Source organism: Streptomyces sp. VNUA24 (assembly GCF_029167005.1).
GTDB lineage: Bacteria > Actinomycetota > Actinomycetes > Streptomycetales > Streptomycetaceae > Streptomyces > Streptomyces scabiei.
Genome location: NZ_CP119143.1, coordinates 9,292,607 through 9,309,155, shown reverse-complemented (window position 1 = coordinate 9,309,155; position 16,549 = coordinate 9,292,607). Strand labels below are relative to the sequence as shown.

General features: G+C 72.9%; 16 protein-coding genes. 10 read left to right on the top strand and 6 right to left on the bottom strand.

Translation table 11 applies throughout. The annotated features are described in order from the left end of the window. Window positions 1–27: 27 nt before the first annotated feature. From PYR72_RS40115 to mug, 3 genes are all read left to right on the top strand, one after another. The gene (locus PYR72_RS40115; RefSeq protein WP_275459835.1) at window positions 28–366 is read left to right on the top strand and encodes a DUF4326 domain-containing protein; all 339 of its coding nucleotides are present in this window, start codon (window positions 28–30) and stop codon (window positions 364–366) included. A 129-nt stretch (window positions 367–495) separates the two neighbouring features. Beyond that, window positions 496–1,938: an adenylosuccinate lyase gene (purB, locus tag PYR72_RS40110; protein ID WP_275459834.1), complete on the top strand. Its 1,443-nt coding sequence runs from the start codon at window positions 496–498 to the stop codon at window positions 1,936–1,938. 44 nt (window positions 1,939–1,982) lie between these two features. After that, a complete protein-coding gene (gene mug, locus PYR72_RS40105) occupies window positions 1,983–2,480 on the top strand; it encodes a G/U mismatch-specific DNA glycosylase (protein WP_275459833.1) in 498 nt (165 codons plus the stop codon). A 28-nt stretch (window positions 2,481–2,508) separates the two neighbouring features. On the opposite strand, the gene PYR72_RS40100 is transcribed toward mug, so the two are convergent. Further along, entirely contained in the window at window positions 2,509–2,946 is a 438-nt protein-coding gene (locus PYR72_RS40100) for a hypothetical protein (RefSeq protein WP_275459832.1), read from the bottom strand. 377 nt (window positions 2,947–3,323) lie between these two features. Here PYR72_RS40100 and PYR72_RS40095 point away from each other — a divergent pair, with 377 nt between their 5' ends. Next, entirely contained in the window at window positions 3,324–4,481 is a 1,158-nt protein-coding gene (locus PYR72_RS40095) for an ROK family transcriptional regulator (RefSeq protein WP_079081698.1), read from the top strand. Between the two features lie 121 nt (window positions 4,482–4,602). Here the strand turns inward: PYR72_RS40095 and PYR72_RS40090 are convergent, their stop codons facing one another. Together PYR72_RS40090 and PYR72_RS40085 are read right to left on the bottom strand one after the other, a co-directional pair. Continuing rightward, complete coding sequence (locus PYR72_RS40090) at window positions 4,603–5,364, bottom strand: GntR family transcriptional regulator (RefSeq protein WP_275459831.1); 762 nt, start codon at window positions 5,362–5,364, stop codon at window positions 4,603–4,605. A gap of 234 nt (window positions 5,365–5,598) precedes the next feature. After that, window positions 5,599–6,486 (bottom strand): RNA polymerase sigma-70 factor, encoded by an 888-nt coding sequence (locus tag PYR72_RS40085; RefSeq protein ID WP_275459830.1) that lies wholly within the window; start codon window positions 6,484–6,486, stop codon window positions 5,599–5,601. Window positions 6,487–6,645: 159 nt separating this feature from the next. Between PYR72_RS40085 and PYR72_RS40080 the strand changes: the two genes are divergently transcribed. From PYR72_RS40080 to PYR72_RS40070, 3 genes are all read left to right on the top strand, one after another. After that, the gene (locus tag PYR72_RS40080; RefSeq protein WP_275459829.1) at window positions 6,646–7,479 is read left to right on the top strand and encodes an alpha/beta hydrolase; all 834 of its coding nucleotides are present in this window, start codon (window positions 6,646–6,648) and stop codon (window positions 7,477–7,479) included. 237 nt (window positions 7,480–7,716) lie between these two features. Further along, a complete protein-coding gene (locus tag PYR72_RS40075) occupies window positions 7,717–9,312 on the top strand; it encodes an alkaline phosphatase D family protein (RefSeq protein WP_275459828.1) in 1,596 nt (531 codons plus the stop codon). A gap of 245 nt (window positions 9,313–9,557) precedes the next feature. Then, on the top strand, window positions 9,558–10,847 hold the full coding sequence (locus tag PYR72_RS40070) for a GNAT family N-acetyltransferase (protein WP_275459827.1): 1,290 nt from the start codon (window positions 9,558–9,560) through the stop codon (window positions 10,845–10,847). A 303-nt stretch (window positions 10,848–11,150) separates the two neighbouring features. On the opposite strand, the gene PYR72_RS40065 is transcribed toward PYR72_RS40070, so the two are convergent. Further along, window positions 11,151–12,395: a PLP-dependent transferase gene (locus tag PYR72_RS40065; protein WP_275459826.1), complete on the bottom strand. Its 1,245-nt coding sequence runs from the start codon at window positions 12,393–12,395 to the stop codon at window positions 11,151–11,153. A gap of 59 nt (window positions 12,396–12,454) precedes the next feature. Between PYR72_RS40065 and PYR72_RS40060 the strand changes: the two genes are divergently transcribed. Together PYR72_RS40060 and PYR72_RS40055 are read left to right on the top strand one after the other, a co-directional pair. Then, on the top strand, window positions 12,455–12,949 hold the full coding sequence (locus PYR72_RS40060) for an Lrp/AsnC family transcriptional regulator (RefSeq protein WP_059080845.1): 495 nt from the start codon (window positions 12,455–12,457) through the stop codon (window positions 12,947–12,949). Window positions 12,950–13,008: 59 nt separating this feature from the next. Continuing rightward, window positions 13,009–14,700 (top strand): DUF885 domain-containing protein, encoded by a 1,692-nt coding sequence (locus PYR72_RS40055; protein ID WP_275459825.1) that lies wholly within the window; start codon window positions 13,009–13,011, stop codon window positions 14,698–14,700. A 155-nt stretch (window positions 14,701–14,855) separates the two neighbouring features. Here PYR72_RS40055 and PYR72_RS40050 read toward each other — a convergent pair whose 3' ends face one another. Together PYR72_RS40050 and PYR72_RS40045 are read right to left on the bottom strand one after the other, a co-directional pair. Next, window positions 14,856–15,398, bottom strand: a complete 543-nt coding sequence (locus PYR72_RS40050; RefSeq protein ID WP_275459824.1) for an immunity 21 family protein — start codon at window positions 15,396–15,398, stop codon at window positions 14,856–14,858. A 65-nt stretch (window positions 15,399–15,463) separates the two neighbouring features. Further along, the gene (locus PYR72_RS40045; RefSeq protein ID WP_275459823.1) at window positions 15,464–15,946 is read right to left on the bottom strand and encodes a rhodanese-like domain-containing protein; all 483 of its coding nucleotides are present in this window, start codon (window positions 15,944–15,946) and stop codon (window positions 15,464–15,466) included. Window positions 15,947–16,090: 144 nt separating this feature from the next. Here PYR72_RS40045 and PYR72_RS40040 point away from each other — a divergent pair, with 144 nt between their 5' ends. Further along, window positions 16,091–16,546, top strand: a complete 456-nt coding sequence (locus PYR72_RS40040) for an Lrp/AsnC family transcriptional regulator (RefSeq protein ID WP_275459822.1) — start codon at window positions 16,091–16,093, stop codon at window positions 16,544–16,546. Window positions 16,547–16,549 lie beyond the last annotated feature (3 nt).

Sequence of the window (16,549 nt, the reverse complement as noted above, 5' to 3'; positions counted from 1 at the left end):
AGGGAGCCGCCGTACCGGGAGACGTGTGTGACCACGACCGTGATCAACCTCAAGGGCCGCATCCGCGACTTCGGCCCCCGGCTGGAATTCGCCCCCAGCGACGTGGTCTACATCGGCCGCCGCTGGACCATGGGCCACTGGGACCTGCCACGGCATCCGCTGTTCAACCCGTTCCAGTACGACACCGAGAGGAAGAAGCGCGACGGGACACGGGCCGAGGTGATGGCGAAGTACCGGGAGTACCTGACGTCCGACCCCGACTTGATGGCCCTCGTCCCGGAGCTGCGCGGCAAGACCCTGGCCTGCTGGTGCGCACCGGAGCCGTGCCACGGGGACGTCCTGGCGGAGCTGGCGGACGGGCGCTGAGGAGGCGGAGGCCCGCGGGTGCCCGTGGCGCCCCGCCACGGCTCCTGACCGCCCTGCCCGGGCTTCGTAGGTTCCTCCGAAGAGACCCTCGGCGCCCACCTGCACGAATCGCCAGTAGAATCCGTACACGTGACTTCCGCGCCAGCCAAGCCCCGCATCCCCAACGTCCTCGCCGGACGCTACGCCTCCGCCGAGCTCGCCACGCTCTGGTCGCCCGAGCAGAAGGTGAGGCTGGAGCGGCAGCTCTGGCTGGCCGTGCTGCGGGCGCAGAAGGACCTCGGCATCGAGGTGCCGGACCAGGCCCTCGCCGACTACGAGCGGGTCCTCGACACCGTCGACCTGGCCTCCATCGCCGAGCGCGAGAAGGTCACCCGGCACGACGTGAAGGCGCGGATCGAGGAGTTCAACGACCTCGCCGGGCACGAGCACGTCCACAAGGGCATGACCTCCCGCGACCTCACCGAGAACGTCGAGCAGCTGCAGATCCGGCTCTCCCTGGAGCTGGTGCGCGACCGTACGGTGGCCGTGCTGGCCCGCCTCGCCAAGCTGGCCGGTGAGTACGGCGAGCTGGTCATGGCCGGCCGCTCGCACAACGTGGCCGCGCAGGCCACCACCCTCGGCAAGCGGTTCGCGACCGCCGCCGACGAACTGCTGGTGGCGTACGGGCGCGTCGAGGAGCTGCTCGGCCGCTATCCGCTGCGCGGCATCAAGGGTCCGGTCGGTACGGCCCAGGACATGCTGGACCTGCTGGGCGGGGACGCCGCCAAGCTGGCGGAGCTGGAGGACCGGATCGCCGGGCACCTCGGCTTCGCCCAGGCGTTCACGTCGGTGGGTCAGGTCTACCCCCGCTCGCTCGACTACGACGTCGTGACGGCTCTCGTCCAGGTCGCCGCGGCGCCCTCGTCGATCGCCAAGACGATCCGGCTGATGGCCGGGCACGAGCTGGTGACCGAGGGCTTCAAGCCGGGCCAGGTCGGCTCGTCCGCGATGCCGCACAAGATGAACACCCGCTCCTGCGAGCGCGTCAACGGGCTCATGGTCATCCTGCGCGGCTACGCGTCGATGACCGGCGAGCTGGCGGGCGACCAGTGGAACGAGGGCGACGTGTCCTGCTCGGTGGTCCGCCGGGTCGCGCTGCCGGACGCGTTCTTCGCGCTGGACGGCCTGCTGGAGACGTTCCTCACGGTCCTCGACGAGTTCGGTGCCTTCCCGGCCGTCGTCGCCCGCGAGCTGGACCGCTACCTGCCGTTCCTCGCCACCACCAAGGTGCTGATGGGCGCCGTGCGCGCCGGTGTCGGCCGCGAGGTCGCGCACGAGGCCATCAAGGAGAACGCCGTCGCCTCCGCGCTCGCCATGCGCGAGCAGGGCGCCGAGCGCAACGAACTCCTCGACAAGCTCGCCGCCGACGACCGCATCCCGCTGGACCGTGCCCAGTTGGACGCGCTGATGGCCGACAAGCTCTCCTTCACGGGTGCCGCCGCCGACCAGGTCGCCGTCGTCGTCGGACGGATCGAGGAGATCGTGAAGCAGCGTCCGGAGGCCGCCGGTTACACGCCCGGGGCGATCCTCTGACCCGCTACACCCAGGCCGAACTGGAGGCCGCCCGCGACCGGCTGGTGCCGGACGTCGTCGCGGACGGCCTCCGGGTCCTTTTCTGCGGCATCAACCCGGGGCTGATGACGGCGGCTTCCGGCCACCACTTCGCCCGCCCCGGCAACCGCTTCTGGCCCGTGCTGCATCTGTCCGGGTTCACCCCCCGTCTGCTCAAGCCGTCCGAGCAGGGCGAACTGCCGTCGTACGGGCTCGGCATCACGAACGTCGTCGCGCGGGCGACGGCACGCGCCGACGAGCTGACGGCGCAGGAGTACGTCGAGGGCGGGCGCCTGCTGACCGCCAAGGTGGAACGGCTCCGGCCGCGCTGGCTCGCGGTGGTCGGTGTGACCGCCTACCGGGCCGCCTTCGGCGAGCGCAAGGCCGGCGTCGGGCCGCAGGAGCGGACGATCGGGGCCTCGCGTGTGTGGGTGCTGCCCAATCCCAGCGGGCTGAACGCGCACTGGACGGCGGCGACGATGGCGGAGGAGTTCGGGCGGCTGCGGGTGGCGGCGGAGAGCTGACCGCCGTGCCGGGGGGTGGGACCGGCGGTCACGGCGGGTCGATCTCCGTTATCAGCGCGACGAGTTGGAACGGCAGCTCCTTGTCCCACTGCGAGACGCCGAGGGCGACCCAGCGGCCGTCGGCCCGCCAGAGGTGCACATCCGGGACATGGGCGCTGAGGGCCGCCCAGGGCTCGGGTATCTCCTCGCCCTCCATGGAGCGTTCGAGGACGCTCCACAGACTGAACACGTCCGGGGCACCCCAGCGCGCGCTGAGCCGTTCCGACAGGGCGTCCCGGTCCGCCTCGTACTGCTCCTCCGTCTCCTCCCGCCGCGAGCCGTCGTCGTCCGCGAACTCGGCACTCGTCGCTAACTCGGCGACGTGATAGCCCGGTCCGGCCTCGCCGGTGTCCGACCGGCCGCGCTCCGCCGGGAAGGGCTCGGAGCGCAGCCGGTCGACGACGGCGAGGTGCTGGATGATGCTCATGCGGTCCAGTAAAGCGGGCACCACTGACAATTGGCACGGAGTCAGGCGGCGGTGCGGGCGGGGACGGCCCGTCGTCGCCACCGGGAGCGCGGGCTCGTGGCCTTCGGTGCCCGCTCCGTCTCCGGCCGGTGCCCGCTCCGTCTCCGGCCGGTGCCTGCCTCGGTCTCCGGCCGGTGCCTGCCTCGGTCTCCCGCCGGCACGAGCCTCCGCCTCCGGCCGACGCCCGCCTTCATCTCCGGCCGACGCCCGCCTCCGTGTCCGGTCGGCCGTCAGGCGTCCGGTCGGGATTCCGCAGGTCGGGGGCGGCGGGCACTCGCCCGGCCCGGCTGTGGCGAGTACCATCCGGCACACACGGGCGCGAGCGGGGAGGACGGACGTTGGGGCGACTGACCGGCGGGGATCCCTCTCTGCTCCGGAGGATCAACTCGGCCGTGGTGCTGCACGCGCTGCGCGCCACCGACCACGCGACCCTCACCGAGATCACCAGGGTCACCGGCCTGTCCCGGCCCACGGTCGAGGGCGTGGTCGAGGGGCTGGTCGAGGCCGGCCTCGTCGTCGAGCAGGCGGCCGACGAGGGCGCCGCCCGGCGGCAGGGGCGCCCGGCACGGCACTACCGGTTCCGGGCCGAGGCGGGCCATCTGCTGGGCCTGGACGTGGGCTCGCACCAGGTGACCGCGCTGCTCGCGGACCTCGACGGGCGGGTCCTGGGCTCCCTGTCGAAGGAGGTCTCCGAGGCCGCGTCGGCGGACGACCGGCTGGAGCGGCTGCGCTCGACCGTGGCCGAACTGCTGCGCAGGTCCGGGGTCTCGCGCGCGTCGCTGCGGGCGGTCGGTGTCGGCAGTCCGGGTGTCATCGAGGCGGACGGCGCCGTACGTCTGTGCGCTGCCCTGCCGGAGTGGACGGGCCTGAACCTGGGCGAGCGGCTGAGCCGTTCCTTCAAGTGCTCCGTGCTGGTCGAGAACGACGCCAACGCGGCGGCGGTCGCCGAGCACTGGAAGGGCGCGGCCGCCGAGTCCGACGACGTGGTGTTCGTGCTGGCGGGGCTGAGCCCGGGAGCCGGCTCACTGATCGGGGGGCGGCTGCACCGCGGTTACGGCGGCGCGGCCGGCGAGATCGGGGCGCTGCACCTGCTGGGCCGTGAGGCCACCCCGGAGGCGCTGTTGTCGACCACGGGCGAGCCCTTGCATCCGCTCGACGAGCAGGCGGTCGCCGAGGTCTTCAAGCACGCGCGCGAGGGCGACGAGCGGGCCCGCGAGGCCGTCGACCGCTTCATACAGCGGCTCGTGCACGACGTGACGGCCCTCGTCCTCGCCCTCGACCCGGAACTCGTGGTCGTCGGCGGCTGGGCGACCGGCATCGACGACGTCCTCGACCCCCTGCGCGACGAGTTGGCCCGGTACTGCCTGCGCCCGCCCCGTGTCGCCCTCTCCCGCCTGGGCGAGACGGCCGTCGCCATGGGCGCGCTGCGTCTCGCGCTGGACCATGTCGAGGAACAGCTGTTCGCGGTGGAGGGCACGGTGACCGCGCGGCGCTGAGCCGGTGCCGTCGGCGAAGCGGGATCCGTGGATCCGCGGAAACGGGTATGCGGGCGCCGCGCCCCGGGGTCCGGGGCGCGGCGGGTGCGACTCGATGGAGGCGGCCGGCGGGCCGGCGCCGTCAGGACGCGTGGCGCTCCGGGCCGTGGTGGATCTCGACGCCGCCCGAGTCGCCGAAGGTGAGCCGGCAGGTGTCGGCACGGTAGGTGGCCAGGGAGACCGCCGCCGTGCGTCCCCCGGCGCGGAAGCGGGTGGTGACGACGAGGACGGGTGCGCCGGGCAGCCGGTCCAGTTCCTTGGCGTCGTCCGCGCGGGCGGAGCCCAGCTCGACCGAGCGGTCCTGCCCCTCCAGCTCCAGCCGCTGCAGCTCGCGCAGCACGGCACGCGCGTGCGCGGCGCCCGAGGGCGCGTCGATGGCGGACAGGGCGGGCACCGAGTCCGCGGGGACGTAGAGCAGCTCGGCGGCGACGGGCTGGCCGTGCGACACACGGGAGCGGCGTACGACGTGCACCTGCTCACCGTGCACGCTGTCCAGGATGTCGGCGACGGCGGCGGGCGGTGTCGCGGACGTGCAGTCCACGGCCTGCCAGGCGTCGCCGGCCGTGCCCGGCCACGCGTGCTGACGGGTGCCGACCGCGACCCGCACGCGCGGCGGCGCCACGGTGGTGCCGACGCCGCGACGGCGCTGCAGCCGGCCCTCCAGTTCGAGCTGCTCCAGCGCCTGGCGGAGCGTGGCCCGGGCCACCCCGAAGCGGGCGGCGAGATCACGTTCGTTGGGCAGGATCTCTCCCACCGAGAACTCGGAGTCCAATGCCTCACTGAGCACGGTTCTGAGATGCCAGTACTTCGGTTCCGGCACCGTTTCGAGCTGCTGGGTCCCCACCCTGTCCTCCGCTGCTTCGCCGTGGCCCGGCCGCGTTTTTAGCGCCCTTGTTTATTAAAGGTTGTTGCACTTTCTTGCGACCATAGGCCCGCCCCCACCCTTGGTCAAGACCAATCATCGGCCGCGGGGGCACCCGCCCGGCCGGACGCCGGCAGCGTTCACCGAGGCTTCACGGCAGGGCGGCGGGCCTTGCCGTGAAGGCGGCGGGGACGAAGCGGAAGGCGGCCCGGAGACCTACTGCTCCGCCCTCAGAGCACCCAGCTTCTCCGGGTTCCGCACGATGTAGACGCACTGGACACACCCGTCGGCGACATCGAGCTGGAACACGCTGTCGACCTGGTCACCGGACCGGAGGACCACCGCGAAACCGCCGTTGACCTCCATGAAGTGGAACGACGCGTCCGCGAGGCCCTTGCCGGCCACGCCGTGCAGGAACCGACCCACCTTGTCGGCGGTTTCGAGGACCCGCACCGGGGCCTTGCCGAGACCGCCGCCGTCGCCCACCAGGCGCACGTCGGGGGCCAGCAGCGACATCAGTTGCTCCAGGTCGCCGCCGGCCGCCGCGGCGAGGAACCGCTCGGTCAGCTCCCGGCGTTCGGCCGGATCCACCTCGTAGCGCGGGCGCCGCTCGTCGACGTGCCTGCGGGCCCGCCCGGCGAGCTGGCGCACGGCGGGCTCGGCGCGGTCGATCATGGCCGCGATCTCGGCGTACGGGTAGCCGAACGCCTCCCTGAGCACGAACACCGCGCGTTCCAGGGGCGAGAGGGACTCCAGGACGACGAGGACGGCGAGCGAGACGGTGTCGGCGAGGACGGCCCGCTCGGCGGTGTCCTCCACCGTCACCGCGTAGTCGGTGACATAGGGCTCGGGCAACCAGGGGCCGGGGTACGCCTCGTTGCGGGACTGCACCTGGCGCAGCCGGTCGATGGAGAGCCGTGTCGTGACGCGGACCAGGTAGCCGCGCGGTTCGCGCACCTCGGACCGGTCGGCGCCGGACCAGCGCAGCCATGCCTCCTGGACCACGTCCTCCGCGTCGGCGACCCGGCCGAGCATGCGGTAGGCGACTCCCATGAGGACGGAGCGGTGCTCTTCGAAGACGTCGGTCGCGATATCGGTGGTCACCGCTCCATCCCATCCCGGGCGACGCGGACCTGTCCAGGCGATTCCGGGCCCGCTCACGGGCTTGTTACCCACAGGGACTACCCGCCGGTAGCAGTTGCTGACAAGCTGTCTATGAACGCCGTACGTCCGCGCGCCCACTCCCAGACGAGGAGCTGCACCATGTCCGCCGCCACGGTCTCCTTCCAGGTCCCCTCCCCGCTCGGCCCGCGGCCCGTGACGGTCTCCTACACGCGCGAGGGCACCGGCGAGCCGCTGCTCCTGCTGCACGGAATCGGCCACCACCGGCAGGCATGGGACCCGGTGACGCACATCCTGGCCGCCGAACGCGAGGTCATCACCGTGGACCTCCCCGGCTTCGGCGAGTCCCCCGGGCTGCCGGACGGGCTCACCTACGACCTGCCCACGACGTCGGCCGTGTTCGGCGCCTTCTGCGAGGCCCTGGAACTCGACCGCCCCCATGTGGCGGGCAACTCCCTGGGCGGTCTGCTGGCCCTGGAACTGGGCCGCGAGAAGCTCGTACGGTCCGTCACCGCCCTCTCCCCGGCCGGGTTCTGGAACGAGGCGGAGCGGCGGTACGCGTTCGGCATCCTGCTCACCATGCGGCACATCGCGCGGCGGATGCCCCTGTCATTGGTCGAACGCCTGTCCCGTTCGACGGCCGGCCGCACCGCGCTGACGAGCACCATCTACGCCCGTCCGGGCCGCCGTTCACCCGAGGCGGTGGTCGCCGAGACCCTCGCGCTGGCGGGTGCGACGGGGTTCGACGACACCCTGCGGGCCGGCGGCAGCGTCCTGTTCACGGACGACGTCCCCGGCATCCCGATCACCGTGGCCTGGGGCAGTCGGGACTGGCTGCTCGTCCCCCGCCAGGGCGTCCGCGCCAAGCGGATCATCCCCGGCGCGCGCCTGGTCCGCCTCCCCGGCTGCGGCCACTGCCCCATGAACGACGACCCGGCCCTGGTGGCCCGCGTGATCCTGGACGGCAGCCGCTGACCCGACGGCACCCGCCGACCCGTGGCGGGGCCGGTGCCCACGTCCGGGCGGCCGACGGCCCCGCCGCCGACCGCCGGACTCGTGCTCCACCGATGGAATCGTGCTTCAGCCATCTGCGAGTGTCACCGCTTCCCCGGGTGTCCGCCCAGTTGTTCACTTGTCGTTTGCGTGTGCGCTGCGGCGTGCCCGTAGTTGTGGCTGTGCACCTTGGCCGGATCCGTCACTGGAGGCGTTTTCATGTCACACCGTCCACCGAGTCCCCTGCCCGGTCGCCGCAATGTGCTGCGCGGCTCGCTCGCCGCGTCGGCCGGGCTGGCGCTGCCCGGATCCCTCGCGCTCGGCTCGGTGCCGGCGCTGGCCCTGTCGGGGCGGCCGAGGGCCGGCTGGGGTGTGCAGGCCGGAGACGTGACCGCGCACTCCGGTCTGGTGTGGGTACGGTCGGACCGTCCGGCCCGGATGATCGTCGAGACATCGGCCACCGAGTCGTTCCGCAACCCGCGCAGATGGCACGGCCCGCTGCTGGACGCCGGTACGGACTTCACCGGTACGACGCGACTGCGCGGCCTGCCCTCGGGTGAGCAGATCCACTACCGGGTGCTGCTGGCCGATCCGGACGACCCGCGCCGTACCGGTGAGCCGGTCAACGGCACCTTCCGGACGACGTCGCCGAAGCGACGTTCCGGGGCGCGGTTCGTGTGGTCGGGCGACCTGGCGGGGCAGGGCTGGGGCATCAACCCCGACCGCGGCGGCTACCGCATCTTCGACGCGATGGGCGCCCTCGACCCGGACTTCTTCCTGTGCAGCGGCGACAACATCTACGCCGACGGTCCGATCGCGGCGACGGTCGCGCTGCCGGACGGGAGCACCTGGCGGAACGTCACCACCGAGGAGAAGTCGAAGGTCGCGGAGACGCTCGCGGAGTTCCGGGGCGCCTTCCGCTACAACCTGCTGGACGAGAACCTGAAGAGGTTCAACGCGCGGGTCCCGTCGATCGTGCAGTGGGACGACCACGAGGTCACCAACAACTGGTACCCGGGTGAGATCCTCACCGATGCCCGGTACACCGAGAAGAGCGTGGACGTGCTGGCGGCCCGGGCGCGGCGGGCCTTCAGCGAGTACTTCCCGATCTCCACGCTGCGGCCGGGCGCCCGGGAGGGCCGCGTGCACCGCGTGCTGCGCCACGGCCCCCTGCTGGACGTGTTCGTGCTGGACATGCGGACCTACCGCAACGCCAACTCGCCCGACACGCAGACCACCGACGCGGTCGGCATCCTCGGCGCCGAGCAGCTGGAGTGGCTCAAGCGGGAGCTGTCGAGGTCGCGGGCGGTGTGGAAGGTGATCGCCTCCGACATGCCGCTCGGCCTGGTCGTGCCCGACACCGGGGACGGCAAGCCGAACATCGAGGCCGTGGCCCAGGGCGACCCGGGCGCTCCGCTGGGGCGGGAGCTCCAGATCGCCGAGCTGCTGCGGTTCATCAAGCATCGCAAGGTCACCGGCACGGTGTGGCTGACGGCGGACGTGCACTACACCTCGGCGCAGCACTACCAGCCGTCGCGGGCCGCGTTCACCGACTTCGAGCCGTTCTGGGAGTTCGTCTCGGGCCCGCTCAACGCCGGTGCCTTCCCGGCGAACGCGCTCGACAACACCTTCGGCCCCGAACGGGTGTTCATGAAGGCACCGACGACGGCGAACGTCTCCCCGGCGGGCGGCTACCAGTTCTTCGGCGAGGTCGACATCAACGGCCACAGCGGTGAGCTGACGGTCCGACTGCGGGAGCAGGACGGGACGGTGCTGTACACGAAGGTGCTCCAGCCGGGGCTCGTGGGGCAGTGACCGGGATGTGGTGAGTCACCGTGGAAGCCCCGGCCGCCCGACCGTGGGCCCCAGGCCGGAGGCCCGTCGGCCGGTTGCCGAATGGCGGGTGCGGTGGCCGATGCGGTCGCCATCGGCGCAACTTCCGACAGCCGCGGTCATACAAAATGCAACAAAAGGCACGGAACGATGCTTTTACCGGTCAGTCACAAAGCGTTCGTGATCACGCAACACGATTCGTTCACAGTGGCCACATGACTCCTGACATGTCTGACGAGACGCGGGCGCGCGGCGGCCGCCCGGCGCACCCCCGACCGCGGTTCCTCACGGCCGGGTTCCGTGGCTGGTGGGAACGGCGCCACGGGCACGCGCCGCCCACGAGCGATACCGGCACCCGGCCGCCGCTCAGCGAGGGGCAGCAGGCCGGGGCCGGGCCGTCCGGGGCGGACGTACCGGCGGGCACGGGTGCGACCCTGATGTGGCGGATGCGGACGACGGTGCGGGACGCGCCGGGATCGCTGGCCGTGCTGTGCACGGCGCTGGCAGAGCACCGGATCGACATCCTGAGCCTGCAGACGCATCCGCTGGCCGAGGGCACCGTGGACGAGTTCCTGCTCCGGGCGCCCGAGGAACTGTCGGCCACGGAGATCGTCCGGGCCGTGTCGCAGGCGGGTGGCACCGGCACCTGGATCGAGCGCGGCGACGCCCACGACCTGGTGGACGCGCCGACCCGGATCCTCGGCCTGGCGACGCGTACGGCGCTGGACACGGCGGAACTCCCGCTCGCGCTGCGGGAGTTGCTGGGCCGCTGCACGATCCGCTCACTGCCCGCCACCGCTCCCGGCTCGGGCCGGGAGCAGGAGAGCGCCCCGGTCGAAGGGGTCCTGGAGGAGACGGTGATGCGGCTGCGGGCGCCGGAGGGCGGGGTGATCACGGTGGAGCGGCCGTATCTGCCGTTCACGCCGACGGAGTTCGCCCGGGCGCGGGCCCTGGTGGAGCTGGACGCACGGCTGGGGCCGCGGATCCCGGGCGACCGGGACGTGCTGACGCTGCCCGAGGGCAACGACATCATGGTCGGGCGGGCCGACGCCGGGGATCTGCGGGCGGCGAAGGAGATGCACGAGCGGTGCTCCCCCCGCACGCTGGGCATGCGGTACCACGGGCCGGTGGGTGACGCCGACCGGTATCTCCGGCACCTGCTCAGTCCCCGCTTCGGACGGACGCTCGCCGCGCGGACGACGTCCGGTCGTCTCGTCGGACTCGGACACCTCCTGTGGGACGGGGACGAGACGGAGATCGCGCTGCTCGTCGAGGACGACTGGCAGCGGCGCGGGATAGGCGGCGAACTGCTGCGCAGGCTGGTGGACATGGCGGCCGAGTCGGGCTGCGAGAACGTGTACGTGGTGACGCAGTCGTCCAACACGGGGATGGTCGCGGCGATGCGGGGGCTCGGGCTGCCGATCGACTACCAGATCGAGGAGGGGACGCTGGTGATCACCGCCCGGCTGGACGAGGTACGGGTGGTGGAGGCCGCGGAGGGGCGCCGCCACGGCTGACACGGAGGGCCGGGTGCGGCTCCGCCCCGGTGGCGGGGATGGGCCGGGTACGGCTCCGCCCCGGTGGCGCGGATGGGCCGGGTACGGCTCCGCCCCGGTGGCGCGGATGGGCCGGGTACGGCTCCGCCCCGGTGGCGCGGATGGGCCGGGCGCGAAGGGGCCCGGTGGTGGGCCGGGCGCTCGGGTCGCCCCCCGACGACCCGAGCGCGTTCCCGTCGAACCGAGCGCGTTCCCGTCGAACCGAGCGCGTTCCCGTCGAGCCGGGTCGGCCGCAGGCGGCACGGCCGCCCGGTCCTCGGGAGCTCAGGCCCGGCCGGCCGACAGTTCGGCCCCCTCGCCCATGCCCCGCTCCCCCGGCGACCCGGCCCACTCCCCCGGCAGCCCCGCCCGCTGCCCCAGAGCCGCGTCCAGGTCCGCCCACAGGTCGTCCACGTCCTCCAGGCCCACCGACATCCGCAGCAGCCGGTCGCTCACACCCGCACCCCGGCGGTCCGTCTCCTCCACGATGCGGTGGCTGATCGAGGCCGGGTGCTGGATGAGGGTGTCCACGCTGCCGAGGCTCACCGCCGGGGTGATCAGCCGGACGGCGGCGATGACCTCGTGCGGGTCGCCGTGGACCTCGAAGGCGATCATGGCGCCCCCGATGCGGGGATAGTGGACCCGGGCGACCCGCGGGTCGGCGGCGAGGCGGCGGACGAGTTCCGCGGCGGTCGCCGAGGCCGCGCGGACCCGGACGGGCAGGGTGGACAGGCCGCGCAGGAGGAGGTAGCCGGCGAGCGGGTGGAGGACGCCGCCGGTGGCGAAGCGGATCTGGCGCAGCCGGCCGGCGAACTCCTCGTCGCAGGCCACGACCCCGGCCATGACGTCACCGTGACCGCCCAGGTACTTGGTCGCGCTGTGCAGCACGAGCCGGGCGCCCTGCTCGACGGGGCGCTGCAGGACGGGCGTGGCGAAGGTGTTGTCCGCGAGCAGCGGAACCGAGCCGCAGGCGTGGGCGAGGGCCCGCAGGTCGAGTTCGGCGAGGGTGGGGTTGGCCGGTGACTCGACCAGGACGAGACCGGTGTCGGGCCGCAGCGCGTCCGTGACGCCGGCCGGATCGACCCAGGTGACCTCGGTGCCGAGCAGCCCGGCGGTGAGGAGATGGTCGCTGCAGCCGTACAGGGGGCGTACCGCGACCACATGGCGCAGGCCCGTCGAGGCGCGGGCGAGGAGGACGGCGCTCAGGGCGGCCATGCCGCTGGCGAAGGCGACCGCGCTCTCGGTGCCCTCGAGACGGGCGAGGGCGGTCTCGAACCGGGCGACGGTCGGGTTGCCGAGCCGTCCGTAGACGGGCGGCCCCTCCGGCTCGGCGCCGTCCGTGGCGAAGGCGTCGATGCGGGCGGCCTCGCCCCGGCTGTCGTACGAGGGGTAGGTCGTCGACAGGTCGATGGGCGGGGCGTGCAGGCCCAGGCGCGCGAGGTCGTCGCGGCCGGCGTGCACGGCCTCGGTGGCCAGTGCTCTCGGCGTGGTGCGTGCGTGGTCGTACGCGTGCGTGCTCGCTGAGTTCATGACATGAGGGTGAACATCGGACGGGCCGGAGTGGGCAGGAGCCGTGCTACGTTCGGGCAATGGCCGAATCCGTCGTACTCGATCCGGTGGACCTCCATCTTCTGCGGCTCCTGCAGAACGACGCCCGGACGACGTACCGGGATCTCGCCGCACAGGTCGGGGTCGCGCCCTCGACCTGCCTGGACCGGGTGACACGGCTGCGCCGCGCCGGCGTGATCCTCGGTCATCAGCTGCGACTGGATCCGGCCAAGCTGGGGCGCGGTCTGGAGGCACTGCTGTCGGTGCAGGTCAGACCGCATCGGCGGGAGCTGGTGGGGCCGTTCGTGGAGCGGATCAGGGCGCTGCCGGAGTCGCGGACGGTGTACCACCTCACCGGCCCGGACGACTATCTCGTGCATGTGGCGGTCGCGGACATGGCGGATCTGCAGCGGCTGGTGCTGGACGGGTTCACCTCACGGCCGGAGGTCGCGCGAGTGGAGACCCGGTTGATCTTCCAGCAGTGGGAGTGCGGCCCCCTGATGCCACCGGACGGCGAACGAATCCGGCCGACGTAAGGCTCGATCACCGGCCAAGCGGCTGACGCCGCCCCCGTCGCCGTACCAAGATTGTCCACATGTCTGACATCAAGAGCCCGCTGCCCCGTGAGGTCGCCGACGCGTACGTCGACGATCTCGTCGCCCTCGACCCCGTGACCGGTACGTACCTGGGCGTGAAGGAGAGTTCCAGCAGGCTGCCGGACACCTCGCCGGCCGGCCAGGAGGCCCGCGCGGAGCTGATCCGGGCGACGCTGGCGCGGCTGGACGAGGCGGAGCGCCGGCCGGGCGCGGACAGTGACGTGGAGCGCCGGTGCGCGCGTCTGCTGCGTGAGCGGCTGTCGGCGGAGCTGGCCGTGCACGAGGCGGACGAGGGTCTGCGCGCGGTCGGCAACATGGTCACGCCGCCCCACGAGGTGCGGGAGGTCTTCACCATCACCCCGGCCGAGACCGAGGAGGACTGGGCCGCGATCGCGGAGCGGCTGCGCGCGGTGCCGACGGCGTACGCCGGTTACCGCGAGTCCCTGGCGCTCGGCCTGGAGCGGAAGCTGTACGCGGGCCCGCGCCCGACCGCGACCTTCATCGGCCAGCTCACCGAGTGGGCGGACACGGGCGGTTCGGGGCGCGGCTGGTTCGAGGAGTTCGCCGCCGCGGGCCCCGAGGCGCTGCGTGCGGAGCTGGACGAGGCCGCCCGCGCCGCGACCGGGGCCGTGGTGGAGTTGCGCGACTGGATGCGCGAGGTGTACGCCCCGGCCGTCGAGGACGCGCCGAACACGGTCGGCCGGGAGCGCTACGGCAGGCTGGTGCGCTACTTCACGGGTTCGGACCTGGATCTCGACGAGGCGTACGCGTACGGCTGGGCCGAGTTCCACCGGCTGCTCGGCGAGATGCGGCAGGAGGCCGAGAAGATCCTGCCCGGCGCCCGGACGCCGTGGGAGGCGCTCGCGCACCTGGACGAGCACGGCCGGCACATCGAGGGGGTCGACGAGGTCCGCGCCTGGCTGCAGTCCCTGATGGACGAGGCGATCGAGGCCCTGGACGGCACGCACTTCGACCTCGCCGAGCCGGTCCGCAGGGTCGAGTCGTGCATCGCCCCGCCCGGCGGCGCGGCGGCCCCCTACTACTCGGCGCCGACCGAGGACTTCTCCCGTCCGGGCCGCACCTGGCTGCCGACGATGGGCGCGACCCGCTTCCCGGTGTACGACCTGGTCTCGACCTGGTACCACGAGGGCGTCCCCGGCCATCACCTCCAGCTGGCGCAGTGGGTGTACGTCAAGGACGACCTGTCCCGCTACCAGGCCACGATCGGCGGGGTCAGCGCCAACGCCGAGGGCTGGGCGCTGTACGCGGAGCGGCTGATGGACGAGCTGGGCTTCCTCAAGGACGCGGAGGAGCGGCTCGGTTACCTGGACGCGCAGATGATGCGCGCCGCCCGGGTCATCGTCGACATCGGCATGCATCTGGAGCTGGAGATCCCGGCGGACTCCCCCTTCCACCCGGGCGAGCGCTGGACCGTCGAGCTGGCACAGGAGTTCTTCGGCGCCCACAGCAGCCGCCCCGCGGACTTCGTGGAGAGCGAGCTGACCCGCTATCTGACGATGCCGGGGCAGGCCATCGGCTACAAGCTCGGCGAACGCGCCTGGCTCCTCGGCCGGGAGAACGCCAGACGCCGCCACGGCGACGCGTTCGACGCCAAGTCCTGGCACATGGCCGCGCTGTCCCAGGGGTCGCTGGGACTGGACGACCTGGTGGACGAGCTGTCCCGGCTGTGATCCGGGCCGGCCGGGCCCCGCCGTCCGCGGCGGGGCCCGGCCGCCGCCGCCGTTCATCTGTTCGGCGGTCTCGACCGGTCGGTGGTCTCGACCGGTCACCGGTCTCAGCCGGTCAAGGGTCTCGGCCGGTCAGCGGTCTCAGCCGGTCAAGGGTCTCAGCCGGTCAGCGGTCTCAGCCGCACGAGACCGAGCCAGGTCCGCGGGCCCGTCGCGACCCGGGCCGCGCGCACCCCGTAGCGGCCGGGGGTCAGCTCCACCCGTACGTGGTCCCCCTTGCGCACGGCGCCCCCGGGCCGGGCGGCGTCGAACAGGACGACCGGGCCCGGCACCCGCCACCGCACCTCCGGCTCCCAGGCGGCCGCGTCGAGCGCCGCCGGGACGTCCGCGAGGGATCCGGCCGCGCGGGGTCCGGGCGCGGAGTCGGCGGCGTGGTGGCGTACGAAGGCGGCGTGCTCGGGCAGATACGTGGTGGCGGCGGGTTCGCGGCCCAGGACCAGGGCGCGGCTGTCGCCGACCGGCAGCAGGCCCACGTGTCCGTCGAGGTCACAGGCCCGGTCGTGGTCGGAGGACGTCTCGTCGCCGTCGGCTCCCGCCCAGAACGGCAGCACCGCTTCCGGCACCGCTATGAGCGGGCCGCCGCCCGATTCCACCCACCGCACCGCACCGGGGACCACCGCCGTATCCGCGTATCGAGCCATGCCCAGAAGCTACACGGCGCCCCCGCGGCCGAACTGGCCACCCCTGAGCGCTTGTTGACTGCCTGTCAGCAGCCGCAGTCGGCGCTGTCCTCCGGCGCGGTCAGCGGGTCGGCCGCGCGCCGTGTCACGCCTTCCCAGGTCTCGTAGGCGAAGCCCTCGCGCACCCAGTACTCGAAGCCGCCGAGCATCTCCTTGACCTGGAAGCCGAGTTCGGCGAGGGCGAGGGCGGCACGGGTGGCGCCGTTGCAGCCGGGGCCCCAGCAGTAGGTGACGACGGGCACGGACCTGTCGAGCACCTGCTCGGCCTGCTCGGCGATCAGCGCGGTCGGCAGGTGGACCGCGCCCGGGATGTGGCCCTGGTCCCAGGACGCGGTGGAGCGGGAGTCGAGGACCACGAAGCCGGGGTCGCCGTCGGCGGCGAGGGTGGCGGCCACGTCCGAGGCGTCGGCGTGGAAGACGAGACTGGCCCGGAAGTACGCCGCGGCGTCGGCGGGGGCCGCCGGGGCGACCCGCAGGACGGCGTTGGCGGCGGACGTGCTGACGCTCATGAGTGGGCCCCTTCCCTCGCGGAGCCGTTCGGCTTCGGCTCCGTCTCCCTGACCAGGAATCTACGGTCGGCCGACGCCGGCCTGAAGGGGCATTCCACGGCCCTGCCCTTGATCGGCCGGGGATTCACCTGCTATCTCTCGCACATGACCGCACAATCCCCGTACGAGCCCGATGCCACCGACTGGCGCATCCTCGACATCCTCCAGCGCGAGGGCCGGACCGGCTTCGCCGAGCTGGCCCGGGCGGTGTCGATGTCGGCGAGCGCGGTGACCGAGCGGGTGCGGCGGCTGGAGGAGGCGGGGGTGATCCAGGGGTACGCGGCCGTCGTGGACCCGGAGCGGCTGGGGCTGCCGATCCTGGCCTTCGTCCGTCTGCGCTACCCGCACGGGAACTACAAGCCGTTCCACGACCTGGTGGCCGTCACGCCCGAGATCCTGGAGGCGCACCACGTCACGGGCGACGACTGCTTCGTGATCAAGGTCGCCGCCCGTTCGATGCGTCATCTGGAGGAGGTGTCGGGCCGGCTCGGCACGCTGGGGTCGGTCACGACGAGCGTGGTCTACTCTTCACCGCTCCCCCGACGTCCCCTCGGCCACTGACCG

Coding starts and splice junctions, on each gene's coding strand:
- PYR72_RS40100 (WP_275459832.1), bottom strand. CDS start 2,946: ATGAGCATCATCCAGCACCTCGCCGTCGTCGACCGGCTGCGCTCCGAG.
- PYR72_RS40080 (WP_275459829.1), top strand. CDS start 6,646: ATGTCCGCCGCCACGGTCTCCTTCCAGGTCCCCTCCCCGCTCGGCCCG.
- PYR72_RS40075 (WP_275459828.1), top strand. CDS start 7,717: ATGTCACACCGTCCACCGAGTCCCCTGCCCGGTCGCCGCAATGTGCTG.
- PYR72_RS40070 (WP_275459827.1), top strand. CDS start 9,558: ATGTCTGACGAGACGCGGGCGCGCGGCGGCCGCCCGGCGCACCCCCGA.
- PYR72_RS40065 (WP_275459826.1), bottom strand. CDS start 12,395: ATGAACTCAGCGAGCACGCACGCGTACGACCACGCACGCACCACGCCG.
- PYR72_RS40060 (WP_059080845.1), top strand. CDS start 12,455: ATGGCCGAATCCGTCGTACTCGATCCGGTGGACCTCCATCTTCTGCGG.
- PYR72_RS40055 (WP_275459825.1), top strand. CDS start 13,009: ATGTCTGACATCAAGAGCCCGCTGCCCCGTGAGGTCGCCGACGCGTAC.
- PYR72_RS40050 (WP_275459824.1), bottom strand. CDS start 15,398: ATGGCTCGATACGCGGATACGGCGGTGGTCCCCGGTGCGGTGCGGTGG.
- PYR72_RS40045 (WP_275459823.1), bottom strand. CDS start 15,946: ATGAGCGTCAGCACGTCCGCCGCCAACGCCGTCCTGCGGGTCGCCCCG.
- PYR72_RS40040 (WP_275459822.1), top strand. CDS start 16,091: ATGACCGCACAATCCCCGTACGAGCCCGATGCCACCGACTGGCGCATC.